Raw genomic sequence first — 16,474 nt, 5'->3', positions numbered from 1 at the left:
CCCCCCTTGAGGGGGAGATGTCCGGCAGGACAGAGGGGGGTGCCCCGCGCTCCAACCTCCGCCGCCCATCCCCCAACCCAAAGGGAAAACAACAATAATGGCCCTCTGCACTTACCTGCCGGACATGCTCTGCAAGTTCCCGGCCATCGACAACTCCACGATGCGTGTGGCACGCAAGACCATCGATGACGGTTTTCGCGACATCGTGCGCAATTACGGCGATGCGATCGACGTCATCGTGCATCCGCTGCAGCTCTTCCTCAACGCCTCGGAACGGCTGTTCATCCAGACACCCTGGATCATCACCATGCTGGTCATTCTCGCCATCGTGCATCTGGCCGGTCGCAGCATCAAGATCACGGCCGGCACGGCGGTGTCGCTGCTGATGATCGGCGCCGTCGGCCTCTGGCGCGACGCCATGACGACGCTGTCCATCGTCGCCATCGCCACCCTGATCGCCATCGTCATCGGCCTGCCGCTCGGCATCCTGATGGGACGTTCCGAACGCCTGCAACGCCTCATCAATCCCGTGCTCGACGTGATGCAGACCCTGCCGAGCTTCGTTTATCTCATCCCCGTGGTGGTGATTTTCGGCATCGGCAAGGTTCCGGGCCTGATCGCAGTGGTGATCTACGCCATTCCGCCCGTCATCCGGCTGACCAGCCTCGGCATTCGCCTCGTCGATCGCGAAGTGCTGGAAGCGGCCGACGCCTTCGGCTCCTCCAATGGCCAGAAGCTGTTCAACGTGCAGCTGCCGCTGGCGCTGCCCACCATCATGACCGGCATCAACCAGACCATCATGATGGCGCTCGCCATGGTCGTCGTCGCCTCCATGGTCGGTGTCGGCGGGCTCGGCAAGAACGTGCTGCAGGCCATCAACAACCAGTTCTTCACGGTGGGCTTCCTGAACGGTTTCGCTCTGGTCGCCATCGCCATCATGTTCGACCGGGCGAGCCAGGCTTTCGGCAAGCGCCTGCAGAAATACCGCGAGGTCTCCCATGGCTAAAAGCATCGAAATCAGGAATCTTTACAAGATCTTCGGCAAGCATCCCGAGAAATATCTCGAAGCGGTGCGATCCGGCATGGACAAGGCCGAGCTGAACGACAGGCACAACCATGTGCTCGGCCTCAACAACATCAACATCACCATGCCGGGCGGCAAGATCACCGTCGTCATGGGCCTTTCCGGCTCCGGCAAGTCGACACTCATCCGCCACATCAACCGGCTGATCGACCCGACGGCCGGTGAAGTTCTCTATGACGGCGAGGATATCTGCGGTATGAGCGCCTCGGCGCTCAGGAAATTTCGCCGCCACAAGACGGCGATGGTGTTCCAGAAATTCGGGCTGTTGCCGCACCGCACGGTGCTGGAAAACAGCGTCTACGGCCTCGATATCCAGGGCGTGCCGCGCAAGGAAAGCGAAGAAAAGGGCCGTTACTGGCTGGAGCGTGTCGGCCTTGCCGGTTATGAGGATTATTATCCGAACCAGCTTTCCGGCGGCATGCAGCAGCGTGTCGGCCTTGCCCGGGCGCTTGCCAATGACGCCGATATTCTCCTGATGGACGAGGCCTATTCGGCGCTCGATCCGCTGATCCGCGTCGACATGCAGACCATGCTGCTCGACCTGCAGCAGGAGCTGAAGAAGACCGTGGTGTTCATTACCCACGATCTCGACGAGGCGCTCAGGCTCGGCGACCATATCGCCATTCTGAAGGACGGCGAAGTGGTGCAGCAGGGCGACGGCCAGAGCATCATCCTTTCCCCGGCCGATGGTTACGTCACCGACTTCGTGCGCGACGTCAATCGCGGCCGCGTGCTGCAGGCGACCACCGTCATGGAGCCGCTCGAAAGCCGCCCCGAGGGCATGCCGGTGCCGGAAAACGCGACGCTGGAAACCATTGCCCGCGACATGTCGGAAGCCAACGAGACGCAGGCCCATGTGGTGGACGAGGACGGCAAGCCGGTCGGCAGCATCGGCCTCGACACGCTGGTGGCGGCCATGGTGACGCCCGCGCCGCAGGAGGCGGACGCCTCGCAAGGGGTGGAGGTGAAGGCGGAAGCGGCGGAGGAGCCGGAGAAGCTCCAGGAAACGGTTGTGCCGGTGGAGAAGGAAACGGCATAATCCGACACCGGAACGGATTGGCCGCGTCCGCGAGATTTCCTCTTTCCGTCATACCGGCCTTGAGCCGGTATCCAGCCAGCCCAAGTCCTTGGGCTGAAAGGACTCTCTCGCCGCGCAGACGCGCGTCGGCTGGATTCCGGCTCAAGGCCGGAATGACGGGAGTGAGGTGTTTACGGTGCCAGAAATTTAAACCGGACTGCAATGCCGCGAGGGACAAAGCTGGCAATCTCCTCCTGACCCGTCTTCATTAGGCAAAAACGAAGCACCCCTTCGCCGGCTGTCAACCCTCGACCGTCGCTGCAGCGCAGCAAGCGCAAGCTTCAGACAAGTCGCCGCCGTTAACCATTCGTTAACTTTTGAACGCGGAATCACCGACATGCAGATCGAAAGCAATATTGGCGGATATAATTATCAGGGTCGCATCCGCGACATCGAAAAAGCCGGCGGGGCGCAGACCACGCCGGAAGAGCAGGCCGTCAAACGCGGCCCCGGCAATCCGACCGTTTCCAGCACCATTCTTTCCCATTCGCTGGCCAATGTGCTATGGGCCGTCGGCAATGGCAGCGCGCCCGCCTATCAGGACATGCAGGCCGCCTCCGCCGAGGACAAGGCCGAAGCACAGGCTGAATGGGTGCGCAGCGCCTATTCGGAATATACCGAATAAGAAATTTCCGTCAGCCCCTTGCCGGGCTGACTTCCACCGTCACATGCGACAGCTCATGGATGGCGGCAAGTTTCTGCTTGTAGAAAGCCGGCGCTTTCGGCGCCTGTGACTGGATGGCCACGATGGCGGCGTGATGCCCCGGCCCCACCTGCCAGACATGCAGGTCGGTTATCTGATCCTCTTCCGTTTCCACGCTTTCACGGATTTCCTGCGGCAGATCCTCCGCCTGCGGCACCGCATCGAGCAGCGTCGTCGCCGTGGAGCGGACCAGCCCCCATGACCAGCGGGCGATGACCAGACCGCCGACAATGCCCATCAGCGGATCGAGGAAGGACCAGCCGTTCCATTTGCCGAGCAGCAAGGCGACGATGGCGAGGACCGAGGTCAGCGCATCCGCCAGCACATGCAGATAGGCGGCGCGCAGATTATTGTCCCTGCCGCCCTTTGCGCCATGGCCTCCATGATGTGCGTGCGCGCCGTGATCGTGATGGGCATGGCTGCCATGGCCGTGATGGGCATGCGAACCGTGGCCGTGATCGTGGTGGTGGTCATCCTTCAGAAGCACGGCGCTGACAAGATTGACGGCAAGGCCGATGACGGCGACGAGGATCGCCTGGTTGAAGTCGATCTCGACCGGGTTGACGAGGCGCATGGCGCTTTCGACGGCAATCAGCAGCGCCACCACCGCCAGCACGACGGCACTGGCGAAACCCGCCAGATCGCCGAACTTGCCGGTGCCGAAGGTGAAGCGCGGGTTGCGCGCCTCACGGCGGGCGTAAAGATAGGCCAGCGCCGAAATCAGCATCGCGCCGGCATGGGTGGACATGTGCCAGCCATCCGCCGTCAGCGCCATGGAGCCGAACCAGTGGCCGGCGACGATCTCGGCCACCATCATCACGGTGGTGAGCGCAATCACCATCCAGACGCGCTTTTCATTGCGTTCATGGTTCCGGCCGAGAAAAACATGGTCGTGGGCGGCCGAGGCGGGGAATTCGGATGTCGTCGTCATGTCGCTAATCCTGTTCGATCTTCAAGGTATTTTGTTCCGCGCATGTCTTTTCCCCGACACCGCGGACGCTTCGGCAGAGGTGCTAGCGGATGTAAGTCTTCAGCACCTGGGCCAGCTCCTCCGCCGCCCGCGCCCGCTCGCCTTCATTTTCGGCATGCACCACATGTTCGTGCAGATGCTCCTGCATCACCTCCCCCGTCAGCCCGGACAACGCACCGCGCACCGAGGCCAGCAGCTGCAGCACCTCGCCGCAGGGCTTGGCATCCTCCAATGCGCGCTCCACCGCCTCCATCTGCCCCTTCAGGCGGCGGATGCGGGCCAGAAGCTTGTCCTTGTTGCGGATCGTATGCGACATGAGCACCTCATATAGTATAGGGGGGTATACTATATGAGGACGATTTTGCCTTCAAGCCCCGTGCGACGCAATCCTCGCGAATGTTTCGGTTCTTAAATTACCCATCAGAACTCAGGGGGACTCAGTCATGACGACTATCGCAGCAACCACCAGCAGCCTTTACGCTGCTCCCATCCGCAGCCTCGCGCCGGCGAGGGCAAAGGAAGCCCACTCCGCCACCGAGGCCCTGCTGGAACTGACCCAGGCAGCGCATCGTGCCATTTCGAGCGCCGAGACCATCGCGGCGGCCGTATCGCCCGCCGCCAGCATGTCCGCCGGCCTTGCCGCTGCGCTGTGGAACCTCGACAGCGGCGCAGCCACCACCAAGCCCGCGCTGGAAATGACCGCCACCGCGCGCCCCGAGGCCGCATCCAGCATCGAGGACCAGGTCCTCAAGGCGCTGGCTGAGGCGCTGGGCGTGGAAGACGCCGCCTGAGACCCATTGAACAGCAGGCGAAAAAGCCATATCTCTAGAAACTAGAGCATCGGACGACGAAAGGCGGGGGATCCCGCCCTTCCGGTGTGTGCGGGATATGGAGGAAGCCATGCTGTCCATCGGTGAACTGTCGAAACGCACCGGCGTCAAGGTGCCGACGATCCGTTATTACGAGCAGATGGGCCTCATCCGCGAGGCGGACCGTTCGGACGGCAACCAGCGCCGTTATGAAAAATCCGATCTCGAAAGGCTGGCCTTCATCCGTCACGCACGTGATCTCGGGCTGAACATCGAGGCCATCCGCGAGCTGATCGCGCTTAGCCAGCACCGGCAGATGCCGTGCGAGGGGGCGGATCGAATCGCTGCCGAACATCTGGCCGATGTGCGCGAAAAAATCGCCAAGCTGCGCAAACTGGAACACGAGCTGGAACGCATCGTCGCCCATTGCGACGGCCATTCCATCGAGGATTGCTATGTCATCCGCGCGCTTTCCGACCACGGCATGTGCGGCGGGGATCACTAAGGCCCAGCCGGAACGGGGCTGACATCCCACTGTCATCCGCGCCCTGTATGCGCGCTCTCCTGCTTGAAGAAGGGATTGCCGGATGGCCGAAATATTTCCCGGGGCCAGCCCGTTCGACACTGTTTTCCTCGAGGTTTCCGAAGGCCACAGGCTGCATGTGACGATTGCCGGCAATCCGGCGGGACGGCCGGCGATCCTGCTGCATGGCGGCCCCGGCTCCGGGCTTTCGGCGACGGCCAGACGCTATTTCGATCCCGCCCGCTATCGCATCATCCAGTTCGACCAGCGCGGCTGCGGCAAAAGCACCCCGAACGCCGCCGAGAGCCTGGCGCACAACACCACACATCACCTGATCGACGATATGGAGACCATCCGCTGCGCGCTTGCGGTGGATGACTGGCTGGTTTACGGCAGCTCCTGGGGCGCGACGCTCGCGCTGGCCTATGCCCAGCGCTACCCAAAAAGGGTGCGTGCGATGGTGCTGGCCGGCGTCACCACCACGCGGCAAAAGGAGATCGACTGGCTTTACAAGGGGCTGGCGATGTTTCTGCCGCAACAGTGGCAGCGTTTCATCGCCGCTATCCCGGATCACCTGGCGACAGACGATCCCGTCGGCGCATATCTCCAGCTTTTGAACGATCCTGACCCCGGCATCCGCCGGATGGCGGCGCTTGAATGGCATTTGTGGGAGGCGGGTTCGATCAGCGCGGAGGCCAGCCCCGCCTTTCCAGAGAAATGGCGCGACGGCGATTACATCCTGACCCGCGCCCGCCTCTGCGCCCATTATTTCCACCACGCGGCATGGCTGGAGGACGGCGTGCTTCTGCGCAATGCCGGCCGGCTTGCCGGCATTGCCGGCGTGCTCATCCAGGGCATGCGCGACCTGCAGGGACCACCCGTCACCGCTTACGAGCTTGCCGCCGCATGGCCGGGAAGCGAGCTGATCGCCATTGACGGAGCCGGGCATTCCACAGGGGACACGGGAATGGAAGCCGCGATTGTTGCCGCCATCGCACGATTTGCCGATTGAAGCCGCTTGACAGATCACGGATTCGGGCGCATTGCATTCGCCATGATCAACGAACGCGCACCCATCTCCTGCTCGTACTTTTGGGCCTACCTCTAAGGGCGGCTCGACAGATCATATTGTCAACAAGCCGCCGTCAGGCGGCTTTGTTGTTTTCAAACGTCCTGACGGCACCGATAAGACCAAAGGACCGAAAAAATGACCGAAGATAGCTCCCTTACACTGGAAAGACCTCCCGTCGTCATCATTCGCGGCGCGCGCAAGACGGATTTGCCCGAGCTCAACGAGATGATCACGCTGCTTGCCTCCTACCACGGCGATGCGGCAGCGATCACCCCGGCCAAGCTTGAGCGCGACCTGTTCGGCCCCCTGCCCTGGGTGCATGGTCTTGTCGCCGAAGCCGATGGCGCGCTGATCGGCTACGCGCTGCTTCTGCCGCTCTACAGGGCACAGGAAGGCCGGCGCGGGCTTGAACTGCACCATCTCTTCGTGCGCGACGGCCATCGCGGCCACGGCACGGGCCAGCATCTGGTGTCACGCGCCCGCGATATCGCCAAGCGGCTGGGTTGCGACTATCTTTCCGTCAGCGCCACGACCGGCAATGTGGCGGCGCATCGTTTCTACGAAAACATGGATTTCGCGCCGCGTCCGGTCACAGGCATGCGCTACATGCAGTCGATTGCCTGACCGAAACCGACGGAGACGGCCATGACACGGATCGCCATTGCGCTGGCGCAGGATTTTGCGGACTGGGAACCGGCGCTGCTTGCGGCGGCGGCACGCAGCTATCTCGGCGTCGAGATCGTTCATGCCACCCCGGACGGGCGGCCGGTAACCTCGATGGGCGGGCTGAATGTGACGCCCGACGCCTCCTATGACGCGCTCGATCCCGTTGATTTCGATGCGCTCGTCATTCCCGGCGGTCTCAGCTGGGAAAAGGGCACGGCCGCCGATCTTGGCGGGCTGGTCAAGCGGTTTCGCGAAAAGGACCGGCTGGTTGCCGGCATCTGCGCGGCGGCAAGCGCGCTGGCGGGCACCGGTATCCTGAACCATGTAGCCCATACCGGCAATTCGCTCGCCTCACACAAGGCCTATCCGGCCTATCGTGGCGACGGCCTTTATCGCGACCAGCCGAAGGCGGTCAGCGACGGCGGCGTCATCACGGCCGCCGGCAGTGCGCCGGTCAGCTTTGCGGTAGAAATTCTGAAAAACCTCGGCCTCTTTGGTCCGGAAGCCGAGTCGGAACTTCAGGTTTTTGCGGCGGAGCATCGGTGAGGCGGACCGGCCTTTGCCGTCTTTAATATGCTCTCTCCGTCATTCCGGCCTTGAGCCGGAATCCAGCCGACGCGCGTCTGCGCGGCGAAAAGAGTCTTTTCAGCCCAAGGACTTGGGCTGACTGGATCCCGGCTCAAGGCCGGGATGACGGAGGTGAGAACAGCGATGACTACCGCCGATCAAGCACCCGGCACACACGCGCCGCAAACTCCGGCTCCTCGCCGGCAATCGCACGGCGAATATCGCGGCTGTTCAAATGCAGGCTGCGGCCGGCGGGCAAATTCGAACGTTTGATCTTGCCGAGCGCCGCAGCGATAAAAGCAGCCTCGTGTTCATGAAAACAGGCGAGGGCCGCCTCGCGACCCGGTGTTGCCCCAAGAACAGCCTTGAAGGCAAGGCGGTGCACGGCGCAGAAAGCGCCGTGACCGGGAACGGCAAAACGCAGCGCATCGAGTTCCTCACTCCATTGCGCTGCGTCCTGCATGGTTTCAAGCCTGCTGGAAGCGCTTCAGGAAAAACGCGCTCAACGTACCGATCAGCGCCCAGAAAACGAAGCTGGTGATGGTGGCGGCAACGATGAACTGTCGCTCCAGCGGCAGCGGCGCCAGCGCATGTTCGCCTTCCGGCGGCAATGGCGCGCCCACCACATGCGGCGCGACGATCAACACCAGAGCCAGAATGATGGCCCAGGGTTCGCGGCGAAACGCGATCAGCGCAATGCCGCCCGCGGTTGCGGCGACCGTCGAGAGCCACCAGATCTGCCGCGCCTCAAGGGCTGCAGCCGGGCTGCCCGGCAATTCCGGCGGCAGGCCGATCATCGGCGCCAGCATGACGGCGGCGAAACCGGCGACACCCCACAGAAGACCCTCGCGCCAGCCGGCATCGGCGCCGCGCAGCGAGATGAGGCCGGTCAGCACCAGCGCATAGCCGATGGCGGTCAGCACATTGGCGGCAACGGTATAGGCGGTGCGCTCGAAGCCATCGGCCGGAGCCCAGGCCTCGTCATTATGCTCATGGGCAGGAGCCGCAGCACCGGGCGCCGTCGCATCGTGACTGTGGGCCGCTTCGCCGCCGGCGCTTTCATAGGTTTCCGCCTGAAGGATGAGCGGCGTGGTGCCGAAAGCCTGCATGGCCGAGACGGCGAAACCGCCGACGATGCCGACGAGAACGGCGGTAAAGACGATATTGCGAAAAAACGACATGCCGCGCCCCTCAATGGCAGGGGAAGGCATTGGCATGACGCGTGTCATGCGCGGCATTGTGAACGGCTTCCACATGCGAAAAGCCGACAAAACCGACGACGAACAGGCCCAGCACGATCGCCGTCAACGATTGCGCGACGCTGGCTGTTTTTGCGGAAACGGCGGCATTGGCCGTATTCTGCTGGATTGACATGGTGACCCCTCTCCCGGCGCGACCCCGCGCCATAAGATGCGGCCGAATGGCCGGAGCCACGAGACCACATGCGATACACTTCACCACGGGGATACGAGACTGACACAGGGGCATCGAACCGACGGCCCTGACATTCCGCTCTTCCGGACACCCCGCCGGCATGGACATTTCCGTGATGGCAGGTCTCCTGGCTTGCGGGTCAAAACCTGAAACGCCTTCCCGGTATCGCCCTCGTCTTATTGGAAACCTCGGTTTCCGACGGGATGGCTTGCCAGTGGCATTTCGTTTCAGGCTCTCCGCTCACAGTTGCGGGGGCAGCCACGAATGAGGATTCTCCCTATCGTGTTCCCTTTTCACCTTCCGGAACGTCCGGAAGGAACCATCACAAGGTTGTTATCCGCCGGGCGCGAACGGGAGTCAATGGCACGGTTGGTTTGATCTGCTGGCGGGGGCCGTTGGGCCGCCGTGCTCTCGTCCGTCATCCTCGGGCCTGTCCCGAGGGTTCAATCACGTATCTTACAGTCGATCGGTTGCAGATGCTCGGGACAGGCCAGAGCATGACGTGGAGCGCGTGGCGAGTGCAACTCAGCCATGCCCTTTTATCGCGACGGTATCGCCTTCAGATAGGCAGCAATCGCATTGCGGTCTTCCGCCGTCAGATGCGCCATGTTCTGCTGCACCTTGACCATGGAGCCGCCGACGCTGTCGAATTCCGGGGTGAAGCCGGTTTCCAGATAGCCGGCAATATCGGCCGTCGTCCAGGCGCCGATGCTGTCGGAGCCGGGCGTGATGTCGGGAATACGGCCCTCGCCTTCCGGGTTGGGGCCGCCGGCCAGCCACTTGTCGTTCAGGAAACCGCCAAGCGCATCACGCGGCGTGTGGCACTCGCCGCAATGGCCCGGCCCTTCCACCAGATATTGGCCGCGCAGCAATTCGGCATTGGCGTTGGCAAGTTCAACGCGGGCCGGCGCCGCCGTGTCGAAATAGAGGAATTTCCAGCCGCCCAGCGCCATGCGCAGGTTGAACGGGAACGGCAGGTCGTGATCCGGCGCGTCGTTCTGGCTGGCCGGCAGGGTTTTCAGATAACCGAAGAGGTCGTTGACATCCTTCTGCGTCATGCGCGCATAAGAAGCGTAGGGGAAGGACGGATAAAGATGTTCGCCGTTCTTTCCCACCCCGCGCGTCATGGCATCGCCGAATTCCGCCAGCGTCCAGCCGCCGATACCGTGCTGCGGATCGGAGGAAATATTGGGCACATGGAAGGTGCCGAAGGGGCTTTTGAGCGCCTGTCCGCCGGCGAGCGTCAACAGCGCATCGCCGGTGGCATCCGGCGCGGCATGACAGCTTGCGCAGCCGCCCGCCCAGAACAGCGTTTCGCCATTGGCCAGATCCGGCTCGCCGAGGCTCACCCAATGGCTGGGGGCCTGGCGCTCGGGCGCCGTGACCCAGGTGAAAATTCCGTAGCCCGCAATGGCCGCGACCACGGCCCCGCCCAGAAGCTTCGTCCAAATGGAGGACATACTCCTCTCCCCATTCTCACCCGACCTGACCAGGTGTCTTTCGAAAAGAAAAACGCCGCCGGGAAGCGGCGTTTTGACATTCGCGATTTATTTCTTCAGACGATAGGTCTGGTGGCAGGTACCGCAATCGGCGCCAAGCGTCTGCATGGCGGTGGTGACGCCCGCCTGGTCGGTGGGGAGATTGGCAAGAACCGTGTCGGCATCGGCGCCGAGCTTGGCCGCCTTGGCCTTGAAGTCGTCGAAATTTTCCCAGATGGCGGGAGCGGCGGCGCTGCCGGTCTCGGTGCCGGCGGGGAACTGGTCGGGGAAAGCCTTGGCATTGGTGCTGATGGTCGTCACGGCGGCTTTCACGGCTTCGGCATCGAAGGGCTTCTGGCCCTTGGAGATGGCGGCAAGCGCCCCCATGGAGCCGCCGATCTGCTTCATCATGCCTTCACGCTTTTCGACTTCGCCGGCAGCATAGACCGCTCCGGCGCAAAGACAGCCGAAAAGCATGGCCGCCGCGATGGTTTTCAGTTTCATAAACTCTCTCCTTGATTCCGGCCGGGGCCGGAGGCTTGATGGAACAGCGCGAGGATGCCCTGTCCGCAAGGCGAAAAGAAGTCACATTGCGGTGAATTTTATCGTGAAAACAGAAGTCTAGGACAGGGCCTCCCAAAGTGTCAGCAGGGCTGCGGCAACCAGCATGAAACCGGCGGCGCGGCCGATGAAGATGGTGGCGCCGGGCGAAGACACCAGCCATTGCCGACTTTTATCCGCCGTCAGCGCCAGCGCGCCATAGACGGCAAACTGCGTCGCCGCCACCATCACGCCCATGACCAGCCCCTGCATCCAGATCGGGCCATAGGCCGGTTTGAGGAATTGCGGATAGACGGCCATCATGAACAGATAGGCCTTCGGGTTGGAGAGGCAGGTCAGCACCGCCCGCCAGAACGCCGTTCTCACCGAAGCGCCCGCCTGCGCCTCGCCGCCATTAACGACGATGGCGCTGCGCATCAGGCCGATGCCGATCCAGACCATATAGGCAGCCCCGGCAATCAGAAGCGGCAGGAACAGCGACGGCATCCAGGCGGCGAGCATGCCGACGCCGGCCGCGCCATAAAGCGAATGCACGATGCCGCCGGCGCTCATGCCGCTTGCAGCCGAGAGGCCGGTTTTCCTGCCGCCCGTCAGCGCGCTTGCCAGCACGAACAACATGTCCATGCCGGGCAGGATGATGATGCCGAACAGGACGAGAAAGAAAAGCCAGAGATTTTCGGCGTAACTCATGTCAGTATCTCCCCAGACGATCCATGACACATTCGGGAAAACCCCTGTTTCTCAATGTGTTTTTCCGTTTATAAGAAAACCCAACTGACAGCGTTATGTCAGTTGCCTGGCGGGGCCACAGGGAAAGGCGGCAATGCGCAAGGCATCGAGACTGTTCGAGATCATCCAGATCCTGCGGCTGGCGCGCCGGCCCGTTACCGCCCAGACGATTGCCGAAACGCTGGAGGTGACGGCACGTTCGGTCTATCGCGACATAGCCGCGCTTCAGACCATGCGCGTGCCCATCGAAGGCGAGCGCGGCGTCGGTTATATCCTGCGTCCCGGCTTCAGCCTGCCGCCGCTGATGTTTTCCATCGAGGAAACGGAGGCGATCGTGCTCGCACTCGCCATGGTCGACCGCATCGGCGATACCGAATTGCGGCGGGCGGCAAAAAAGGCCGGCGACAAGATCGTCGCCTCCCTGCCCGAACCGCTGTCGAAGACGCTCTGCGCCAATGCCCTGCACGCCTGGGGCATCATCGCGCCGGCGCCGGCGGGCGTCGATCTTGCCACGGTCAGGCGGGCGGTGCGCGACGAGGAACGGCTGGATATCGGCTATCGCGACGAAACCGGTGCGGAAACGCAACGGCGGATTCGCCCGATTGCGGTGATCTATTATTCGCAGACGGTGAACATCGTCGCCTGGTGCGAGCTGCGGCAGGCCATCCGCAACTTCCGCTCGGACCGGGTGCTGAGCTGCGAAACGACCGGCAGCTTCTTCAAGCTGGAAGGCGAGAAGCTGCGGCAAGTGTGGATGAGCGGCTGGCAAAGCAACCAGTTGGGAAACAGAACTCCGGAACGCGCGGCAGATTGAGCTGGCGGTGCGACGAGCACGAGATTTAGTGCAGCGCGCAGCCTCTGTTATGTGTCGGAGCACCCCTCTCTGCCCTCATTCCTGTGCTTGTCACAGGAATCCAGTCGACGCGCGTCTGCGCGGCGAGAGGACTCTTTTCAGCCCAAGGACTTGGGCTGGCTGGATTCCTGTGACAAGCACAGGAATGAGGGCTTCGAGAGAGGTCCGGCATCACAGCAAGGCAGCACTTCTACCGCAAATACTCCAGCACCCGATCCTCCTCGCGTCCAAAACCGCGAATGACGATCCGGTCCGCAAAGACATCGGCGATGGCGAAGGTGTTCTGGTCGGGCGTATCCACCATGCCCTTGAAATTCACGAAGTGGGTGGCGCCCAGCAGGCCGTAATTGCCCTCGTGATTATGGCCGTTGAACCATGCGGCGACCGACGGATGGCGGCCGAGGAGATCGAGGATGCGCGGCGCGTCCCACATGTTGTGGGCATTTTCCGGATAGACGGGATAATGGCACAGCACGATCACTTTTTCGCCCGCCGCATCCGCCTTTTCCAGAACAGTCCGCAACCATTCGAATTGCTCGTCGCTGAGCGAGGCGTTCCACTCCTGCGCATTGATCGCATCCGCATCCTTGAGACCCTTCAACCGGTCCTGCGCGATTGCGCGGCGCGGATCGCCGGGCGGCGGGGCAAAAAGGCTGACCTCGTTACCATCAAGCACCACGAAGCGGATATCCCCGATGGCGAAATCATGCCAGGGAGCGGACATGCCGAGACGGGCATGGATATCAGGCAGATGCTCGGCGGCGACAGCGAAGTCGTGATTGCCCGGCAGCAGCACCGAGCGGTGTCGAAGCCCATCGTAAACGGCAAGGATTGCATCGAAATTTTCAAAGCCGCGGTCGATGATGTCGCCGAGCGTCACCACGAAGGCGAGGTCTTCTCGGTTGAAGCTTTCTATCGCCTCCGAGAGCTTTTTCGGGCTTTCGGCGTAATAACGGCCCATATCCGGACGGGGATCGGCATCGGCATATTGGGGATCGGCGACGATGCCGAAGGAGAAGAGAGGGAAAGTTTTTTCAGTCATGATGCGCCGCGATAAACCCGGCTGATGACAGGCTTGTGACAAGTGGAGGCGCAGAAAGCAGAACACCCGGCGTAACCGCCGGGTGTTCGAAAATTCCGTTCCGCAGGCCTTACTTCACAGCGGCTTCGTAACGCTCCAGGACGTAGTCCCAGTCGATGAGGTTGTCGACGAAGGCTTCGAGGTACTTCGGACGCAGGTTGCGGTAGTCGATGTAGTAGGAGTGTTCCCATACGTCGACGCCGAGGATGGGATCAGCGCCATGAACCAGCGGGTTTTCGCCGTTCGGGGTCTTGGAGATTTCAAGCTTGCCGTTCTTGACCGAAACCCATGCCCAGCCGGAGCCGAACTGGGTGGTGCCGGCAGCGATGAAATCGGCCTTGAACTTGTCGTAACCGCCGAGATCGGAGGCGAATGCCTGTTCCAGCTTGCCCGGCAGCTTGTTGCCGCCGCCGCCCTTCTTCATCCACTTCCAGAAATGGACGTGGTTGTAGTGCTGGGCCGCATTGTTGAAGAGACCGGCATTGGTGCCAAAGGACTTCTTCACGACTTCCTCGAGCGACAGGTCGGAAAGACCGGCTTCGGCCGCAAGCTTGTTGCCGTTGTCGACATATGCCTTGTGGTGCTTGTCGTGATGGAACTCGAGCGTCTCGCGCGACATGTAGGGTGCAAGCGCGTCGTAGTCGTAGGGGAGTTCGGGAAGTTCGAAGGCCATGGTTTTTACTCCTTTTTGCAGCGGGTTACCGCTCCTAGAAACCGTGTGAGCGGACCATAGGAGCGAACCTCAATTTGGGCAACCTGCGAAATATCAAAATGTTCCGACAAAAGAGAAAATTCCTCTCAACAGCGCCGCCACCATATTTGTTTCACAACCCTGGCGTACCGTTTTCCACCCTATCGGTTCTCTTTTGCCGAAATTGCAGGAAGGAAATTCCATGACCCGTCTCCTCCCACGCCTCGCGATCCGCTCCGTCATCCTCGTCGGCGCCTTGTCATCGCTTGCGCTCCCCGCCGCGGCGTCCTCCGATGAGGCGTGGAAGGAATTCGTGGCCGATGTGCAGACCGCCTGCCTTGCCGGAGCAAAGGACATGATCGAGGACTCCAAGGCGGTGGTCGATCCCGTCGGCAGCGAGAATTACGGTCTGGCGATCCTTACCGGCAAGGCGAAAGGCACGGATGCGACGGTCAGCCATATCTGCGTCTATGACAAGAAGACCAAGGCCGTGGAGCTGGGCAGCGAGCTTGCCGGCGATACGCTGAAGGTTGAAATCCCCGGCTCCACAAAGCCCTGAGCCATCAGGTGACGGCGACATTTCAGGTGAAACCTTTCGCGTTTTTCGCCGTCCCGCCCGGGATTCAGAAACGCGGCGTGGTGTCGCCCTCGCCGAGAGCGCGCTGCATCAGCACCGTATCCAGCCATTGACCGTGTTTCCAACCGATGGACCGGAAGGTGCCGACATGCTCGAAACCGGCGGCGCGGTGGACGCCGACTGACGCCGCATTGGCGCTGTCGCCGATGACGGCGATCATCTGGCGGAAGCCACGCGCGGTGGCCGCCGCGATCAGCGCCTCGAGCAGCTTGCGGCCGATGCCCAAGCCTTTCATGGCCGGATCGATATAAACGGAATCCTCGACCGCCGCGCCATAGGCCGGGCGGGCACGATAGGCACCGGCATAGGCATATCCGGCTACCTTTCCGTCGCATTCGGCGACGAGATAGGGGTAATTGCCCTCCACCAGTAGGCGGCGGCGCTCGGCCATCGTCTCCACCGCCGGCGGATCGATCTCGAAGCTGGCGCGGCCATAGAGTACGGCATCCCGGTAGATTTCGGTAATGGCTGGAATATCCGCCTCTTCACAGGGGCGGATCAAAAGGCTGGAGGCGGTGGAAAGGGTCATTCTCTTGTCCTGCGGATCATTCACGCCGTTATTGTGCATTGCGACGCAGCCAAAATAAAGATTATCTGTCTTATACAAACGATAAGGTTTTCTTTGATGATGGACCTCGATCTCAGGCAGGTGCGCAGCTTCATGGATGTGGCCGATCTCGGCAGTTTTTCCGCTGCCGCCGACAAGGCCGGGCTGACGCAGCCGGCCATCAGCTTGCATATCAGGCTGCTTGAAAAACAGCTCGGCGTGCGGCTGATCGAAAGGGTCGGCAGGCGTGCGCAACCGACGGCGGCCGGCCGGGATTTCCTCATCCATGCAAGACGGATTGCCGAAGAGGTGGCGCATGCCATCGAGACCGTCGCGCCGCATCGCAGCGGCGCAACCGGACGGCTGCGCATCGGCACGGGCGCCACCGCCTGCATCTATCTCTTGCCGCCGGTGCTCAGCCGCATCCGCCAGGCGATGCCCGGCATCGACATCGTGGTGCAGACCGGCAATACCCACGATATACTTCGGCTTCTGGAGGCCAATACGATCGACGCGGCGGTGGTGGCCCTGCCCGCCAGCGGCCGCAGCCTCGATATCCGCGAAATCCACCTTGACGAGCTCGTCGCGGTCTTCCCGCGCGGCGAAGGCGAAAAGACGCTGAATGCCGAGACGCTGTCGACACAGCCGCTATTGCTCTACGAAGGCGGCAATACGCGCCGGCTGGTGGACCAATGGTTTTCAGGGAGCGGCCGAACCGTGCAGCCCGCCATGGAGCTTGGCAGCGTCGAAGCCATCAAGAAACTCGCGGGTGCGGGGCTTGGGGTCGCCATCGTACCGCGCATGGCGATGGAGCATGAAGGCGCGGCATCCGGGCTTGAATGGCGCGCGCTGGAGCCGCCGCTGGAGCGCCGGATCGCGCTGGCGATGCGGCGTGACAAACATATGACGGCGCCGCTCAGGGCACTTGCCGCCGCGCTGCCGGATGTGCGGAAAGTCTGAGGCCGATGTTTCTGAAGGCCGCCAGCCGCCG

23 protein-coding genes and 1 riboswitch are annotated in these 16,474 nt (G+C 62.2%); of the genes, 11 read left to right on the top strand and 12 right to left on the bottom strand.

Annotated features, from left to right (window positions below; translation table 11 throughout):
* The first annotated feature begins 97 nt into the window (after window positions 1-97).
* The 3 genes from ACI2KA_RS08380 (at window position 98) to ACI2KA_RS08370 (ending at window position 2,787) form a co-directional block, all read left to right on the top strand.
* On the top strand, window positions 98-1,006 hold the full coding sequence (locus tag ACI2KA_RS08380) for an ABC transporter permease (protein ID WP_404500987.1): 909 nt from the start codon (window positions 98-100) through the stop codon (window positions 1,004-1,006).
* A complete protein-coding gene (locus ACI2KA_RS08375; protein ID WP_404500985.1) occupies window positions 999-2,123 on the top strand; it encodes a glycine betaine/L-proline ABC transporter ATP-binding protein in 1,125 nt (374 codons plus the stop codon). The genes ACI2KA_RS08380 and ACI2KA_RS08375 overlap by 8 nt, the downstream gene beginning before the upstream one ends.
* A 376-nt stretch (window positions 2,124-2,499) precedes the next feature.
* A complete protein-coding gene (locus ACI2KA_RS08370) occupies window positions 2,500-2,787 on the top strand; it encodes a hypothetical protein (RefSeq protein ID WP_404500983.1) in 288 nt (95 codons plus the stop codon).
* Window positions 2,788-2,797: 10 nt separating this feature from the next.
* On the opposite strand, the gene dmeF is transcribed toward ACI2KA_RS08370, so the two are convergent.
* Window positions 2,798-3,796, bottom strand: a complete 999-nt coding sequence (gene dmeF / locus ACI2KA_RS08365) for a CDF family Co(II)/Ni(II) efflux transporter DmeF (RefSeq protein WP_404500982.1) — start codon at window positions 3,794-3,796, stop codon at window positions 2,798-2,800.
* 82 nt (window positions 3,797-3,878) lie between these two features.
* The gene (gene dmeR, locus ACI2KA_RS08360) at window positions 3,879-4,151 is read right to left on the bottom strand and encodes a Ni(II)/Co(II)-sensing transcriptional repressor DmeR (RefSeq protein ID WP_404500978.1); all 273 of its coding nucleotides are present in this window, start codon (window positions 4,149-4,151) and stop codon (window positions 3,879-3,881) included.
* A gap of 127 nt (window positions 4,152-4,278) precedes the next feature.
* On the opposite strand from dmeR, the gene ACI2KA_RS08355 reads away from it, so the two are divergent.
* From ACI2KA_RS08355 to ACI2KA_RS08335, 5 genes are all read left to right on the top strand, one after another.
* The gene (locus ACI2KA_RS08355; protein ID WP_404500976.1) at window positions 4,279-4,626 is read left to right on the top strand and encodes a hypothetical protein; all 348 of its coding nucleotides are present in this window, start codon (window positions 4,279-4,281) and stop codon (window positions 4,624-4,626) included.
* Between the two features lie 109 nt (window positions 4,627-4,735).
* Window positions 4,736-5,149 (top strand): helix-turn-helix domain-containing protein, encoded by a 414-nt coding sequence (locus ACI2KA_RS08350; RefSeq protein WP_404500974.1) that lies wholly within the window; start codon window positions 4,736-4,738, stop codon window positions 5,147-5,149.
* Window positions 5,150-5,231: 82 nt separating this feature from the next.
* On the top strand, window positions 5,232-6,179 hold the full coding sequence (gene pip, locus ACI2KA_RS08345) for a prolyl aminopeptidase (RefSeq protein WP_404500972.1): 948 nt from the start codon (window positions 5,232-5,234) through the stop codon (window positions 6,177-6,179).
* 195 nt (window positions 6,180-6,374) lie between these two features.
* Window positions 6,375-6,863 carry a GNAT family N-acetyltransferase gene (locus tag ACI2KA_RS08340; RefSeq protein WP_003509304.1) on the top strand — a complete coding sequence of 163 codons (489 nt, stop codon included), beginning with the start codon at window positions 6,375-6,377 and terminating at the stop codon, window positions 6,861-6,863.
* 21 nt (window positions 6,864-6,884) lie between these two features.
* Window positions 6,885-7,451, top strand: coding sequence for a type 1 glutamine amidotransferase family protein (locus tag ACI2KA_RS08335; protein ID WP_404500970.1), 567 nt, complete (start codon window positions 6,885-6,887; stop codon window positions 7,449-7,451).
* A gap of 169 nt (window positions 7,452-7,620) precedes the next feature.
* Here the strand turns inward: ACI2KA_RS08335 and ACI2KA_RS08330 are convergent, their stop codons facing one another.
* The 6 genes from ACI2KA_RS08330 to ACI2KA_RS08305 form a co-directional block, all read right to left on the bottom strand.
* The gene (locus ACI2KA_RS08330; RefSeq protein WP_404500969.1) at window positions 7,621-7,935 is read right to left on the bottom strand and encodes a hypothetical protein; all 315 of its coding nucleotides are present in this window, start codon (window positions 7,933-7,935) and stop codon (window positions 7,621-7,623) included.
* A 4-nt stretch (window positions 7,936-7,939) separates the two neighbouring features.
* Window positions 7,940-8,653 carry a CbtA family protein gene (locus ACI2KA_RS08325; RefSeq protein ID WP_404500967.1) on the bottom strand — a complete coding sequence of 238 codons (714 nt, stop codon included), beginning with the start codon at window positions 8,651-8,653 and terminating at the stop codon, window positions 7,940-7,942.
* A 10-nt stretch (window positions 8,654-8,663) separates the two neighbouring features.
* Window positions 8,664-8,846 carry a CbtB domain-containing protein gene (locus ACI2KA_RS08320; protein WP_404500965.1) on the bottom strand — a complete coding sequence of 61 codons (183 nt, stop codon included), beginning with the start codon at window positions 8,844-8,846 and terminating at the stop codon, window positions 8,664-8,666.
* Between the two features lie 159 nt (window positions 8,847-9,005).
* A riboswitch (cobalamin riboswitch) is annotated at window positions 9,006-9,245 on the bottom strand.
* 200 nt (window positions 9,246-9,445) lie between these two features.
* Window positions 9,446-10,366 carry a c-type cytochrome gene (locus ACI2KA_RS08315; RefSeq protein WP_404500963.1) on the bottom strand — a complete coding sequence of 307 codons (921 nt, stop codon included), beginning with the start codon at window positions 10,364-10,366 and terminating at the stop codon, window positions 9,446-9,448.
* A gap of 87 nt (window positions 10,367-10,453) precedes the next feature.
* Window positions 10,454-10,888 (bottom strand): c-type cytochrome, encoded by a 435-nt coding sequence (locus ACI2KA_RS08310; protein WP_404500961.1) that lies wholly within the window; start codon window positions 10,886-10,888, stop codon window positions 10,454-10,456.
* A 117-nt stretch (window positions 10,889-11,005) separates the two neighbouring features.
* Window positions 11,006-11,635 carry a LysE family translocator gene (locus ACI2KA_RS08305; RefSeq protein WP_404500959.1) on the bottom strand — a complete coding sequence of 210 codons (630 nt, stop codon included), beginning with the start codon at window positions 11,633-11,635 and terminating at the stop codon, window positions 11,006-11,008.
* A gap of 133 nt (window positions 11,636-11,768) precedes the next feature.
* On the opposite strand from ACI2KA_RS08305, the gene ACI2KA_RS08300 reads away from it, so the two are divergent.
* Complete coding sequence (locus ACI2KA_RS08300; protein ID WP_404500957.1) at window positions 11,769-12,488, top strand: helix-turn-helix transcriptional regulator; 720 nt, start codon at window positions 11,769-11,771, stop codon at window positions 12,486-12,488.
* Between the two features lie 229 nt (window positions 12,489-12,717).
* Here the strand turns inward: ACI2KA_RS08300 and ACI2KA_RS08295 are convergent, their stop codons facing one another.
* The 3 genes from ACI2KA_RS08295 to ACI2KA_RS08285 form a co-directional block, all read right to left on the bottom strand.
* Window positions 12,718-13,569, bottom strand: a complete 852-nt coding sequence (locus ACI2KA_RS08295; protein WP_404500955.1) for a metallophosphoesterase — start codon at window positions 13,567-13,569, stop codon at window positions 12,718-12,720.
* Window positions 13,570-13,678: 109 nt separating this feature from the next.
* Window positions 13,679-14,281 carry a superoxide dismutase gene (locus tag ACI2KA_RS08290; RefSeq protein WP_404500953.1) on the bottom strand — a complete coding sequence of 201 codons (603 nt, stop codon included), beginning with the start codon at window positions 14,279-14,281 and terminating at the stop codon, window positions 13,679-13,681.
* Between the two features lie 93 nt (window positions 14,282-14,374).
* Window positions 14,375-14,503 (bottom strand): hypothetical protein, encoded by a 129-nt coding sequence (locus ACI2KA_RS08285; RefSeq protein WP_404500951.1) that lies wholly within the window; start codon window positions 14,501-14,503, stop codon window positions 14,375-14,377.
* On the opposite strand from ACI2KA_RS08285, the gene ACI2KA_RS08280 reads away from it, so the two are divergent.
* Entirely contained in the window at window positions 14,502-14,858 is a 357-nt protein-coding gene (locus ACI2KA_RS08280; protein ID WP_404500949.1) for a hypothetical protein, read from the top strand. The two genes, ACI2KA_RS08285 and ACI2KA_RS08280, sit on opposite strands and share 2 nt — an antisense overlap.
* Window positions 14,859-14,922: 64 nt before the next feature.
* Here the strand turns inward: ACI2KA_RS08280 and ACI2KA_RS08275 are convergent, their stop codons facing one another.
* Window positions 14,923-15,465, bottom strand: coding sequence for a GNAT family N-acetyltransferase (locus ACI2KA_RS08275; protein WP_404500947.1), 543 nt, complete (start codon window positions 15,463-15,465; stop codon window positions 14,923-14,925).
* A gap of 96 nt (window positions 15,466-15,561) precedes the next feature.
* On the opposite strand from ACI2KA_RS08275, the gene ACI2KA_RS08270 reads away from it, so the two are divergent.
* Window positions 15,562-16,443, top strand: coding sequence for a LysR family transcriptional regulator (locus ACI2KA_RS08270; RefSeq protein ID WP_404500945.1), 882 nt, complete (start codon window positions 15,562-15,564; stop codon window positions 16,441-16,443).
* Window positions 16,444-16,474: the final 31 nt, after the last annotated feature.

This window comes from Agrobacterium sp. NPDC089420 (assembly GCF_044900305.1).
Classification (GTDB): Bacteria; Pseudomonadota; Alphaproteobacteria; order Rhizobiales; family Rhizobiaceae; genus Agrobacterium.
The sequence above is the reverse complement of the archived record's forward strand: the minus strand, read 5'-3'. Positions and strand labels throughout refer to the sequence as shown.

Coding starts and splice junctions, on each gene's coding strand:
- ACI2KA_RS08375 (WP_404500985.1), top strand. CDS start 999: ATGGCTAAAAGCATCGAAATCAGGAATCTTTACAAGATCTTCGGCAAG.
- ACI2KA_RS08305 (WP_404500959.1), bottom strand. CDS start 11,635: ATGAGTTACGCCGAAAATCTCTGGCTTTTCTTTCTCGTCCTGTTCGGC.
- ACI2KA_RS08295 (WP_404500955.1), bottom strand. CDS start 13,569: ATGACTGAAAAAACTTTCCCTCTCTTCTCCTTCGGCATCGTCGCCGAT.
- ACI2KA_RS08315 (WP_404500963.1), bottom strand. CDS start 10,366: ATGTCCTCCATTTGGACGAAGCTTCTGGGCGGGGCCGTGGTCGCGGCC.
- ACI2KA_RS08270 (WP_404500945.1), top strand. CDS start 15,562: ATGATGGACCTCGATCTCAGGCAGGTGCGCAGCTTCATGGATGTGGCC.
- ACI2KA_RS08330 (WP_404500969.1), bottom strand. CDS start 7,935: ATGCAGGACGCAGCGCAATGGAGTGAGGAACTCGATGCGCTGCGTTTT.
- ACI2KA_RS08335 (WP_404500970.1), top strand. CDS start 6,885: ATGACACGGATCGCCATTGCGCTGGCGCAGGATTTTGCGGACTGGGAA.
- ACI2KA_RS08280 (WP_404500949.1), top strand. CDS start 14,502: ATGACCCGTCTCCTCCCACGCCTCGCGATCCGCTCCGTCATCCTCGTC.
- dmeR (WP_404500978.1), bottom strand. CDS start 4,151: ATGTCGCATACGATCCGCAACAAGGACAAGCTTCTGGCCCGCATCCGC.
- ACI2KA_RS08370 (WP_404500983.1), top strand. CDS start 2,500: ATGCAGATCGAAAGCAATATTGGCGGATATAATTATCAGGGTCGCATC.
- ACI2KA_RS08320 (WP_404500965.1), bottom strand. CDS start 8,846: ATGTCAATCCAGCAGAATACGGCCAATGCCGCCGTTTCCGCAAAAACA.
- ACI2KA_RS08380 (WP_404500987.1), top strand. CDS start 98: ATGGCCCTCTGCACTTACCTGCCGGACATGCTCTGCAAGTTCCCGGCC.
- ACI2KA_RS08355 (WP_404500976.1), top strand. CDS start 4,279: ATGACGACTATCGCAGCAACCACCAGCAGCCTTTACGCTGCTCCCATC.
- ACI2KA_RS08300 (WP_404500957.1), top strand. CDS start 11,769: ATGCGCAAGGCATCGAGACTGTTCGAGATCATCCAGATCCTGCGGCTG.
- ACI2KA_RS08340 (WP_003509304.1), top strand. CDS start 6,375: ATGACCGAAGATAGCTCCCTTACACTGGAAAGACCTCCCGTCGTCATC.
- ACI2KA_RS08325 (WP_404500967.1), bottom strand. CDS start 8,653: ATGTCGTTTTTTCGCAATATCGTCTTTACCGCCGTTCTCGTCGGCATC.
- ACI2KA_RS08350 (WP_404500974.1), top strand. CDS start 4,736: ATGCTGTCCATCGGTGAACTGTCGAAACGCACCGGCGTCAAGGTGCCG.
- dmeF (WP_404500982.1), bottom strand. CDS start 3,796: ATGACGACGACATCCGAATTCCCCGCCTCGGCCGCCCACGACCATGTT.
- ACI2KA_RS08285 (WP_404500951.1), bottom strand. CDS start 14,503: ATGGAATTTCCTTCCTGCAATTTCGGCAAAAGAGAACCGATAGGGTGG.
- ACI2KA_RS08290 (WP_404500953.1), bottom strand. CDS start 14,281: ATGGCCTTCGAACTTCCCGAACTCCCCTACGACTACGACGCGCTTGCA.
- pip (WP_404500972.1), top strand. CDS start 5,232: ATGGCCGAAATATTTCCCGGGGCCAGCCCGTTCGACACTGTTTTCCTC.
- ACI2KA_RS08310 (WP_404500961.1), bottom strand. CDS start 10,888: ATGAAACTGAAAACCATCGCGGCGGCCATGCTTTTCGGCTGTCTTTGC.
- ACI2KA_RS08275 (WP_404500947.1), bottom strand. CDS start 15,465: ATGACCCTTTCCACCGCCTCCAGCCTTTTGATCCGCCCCTGTGAAGAG.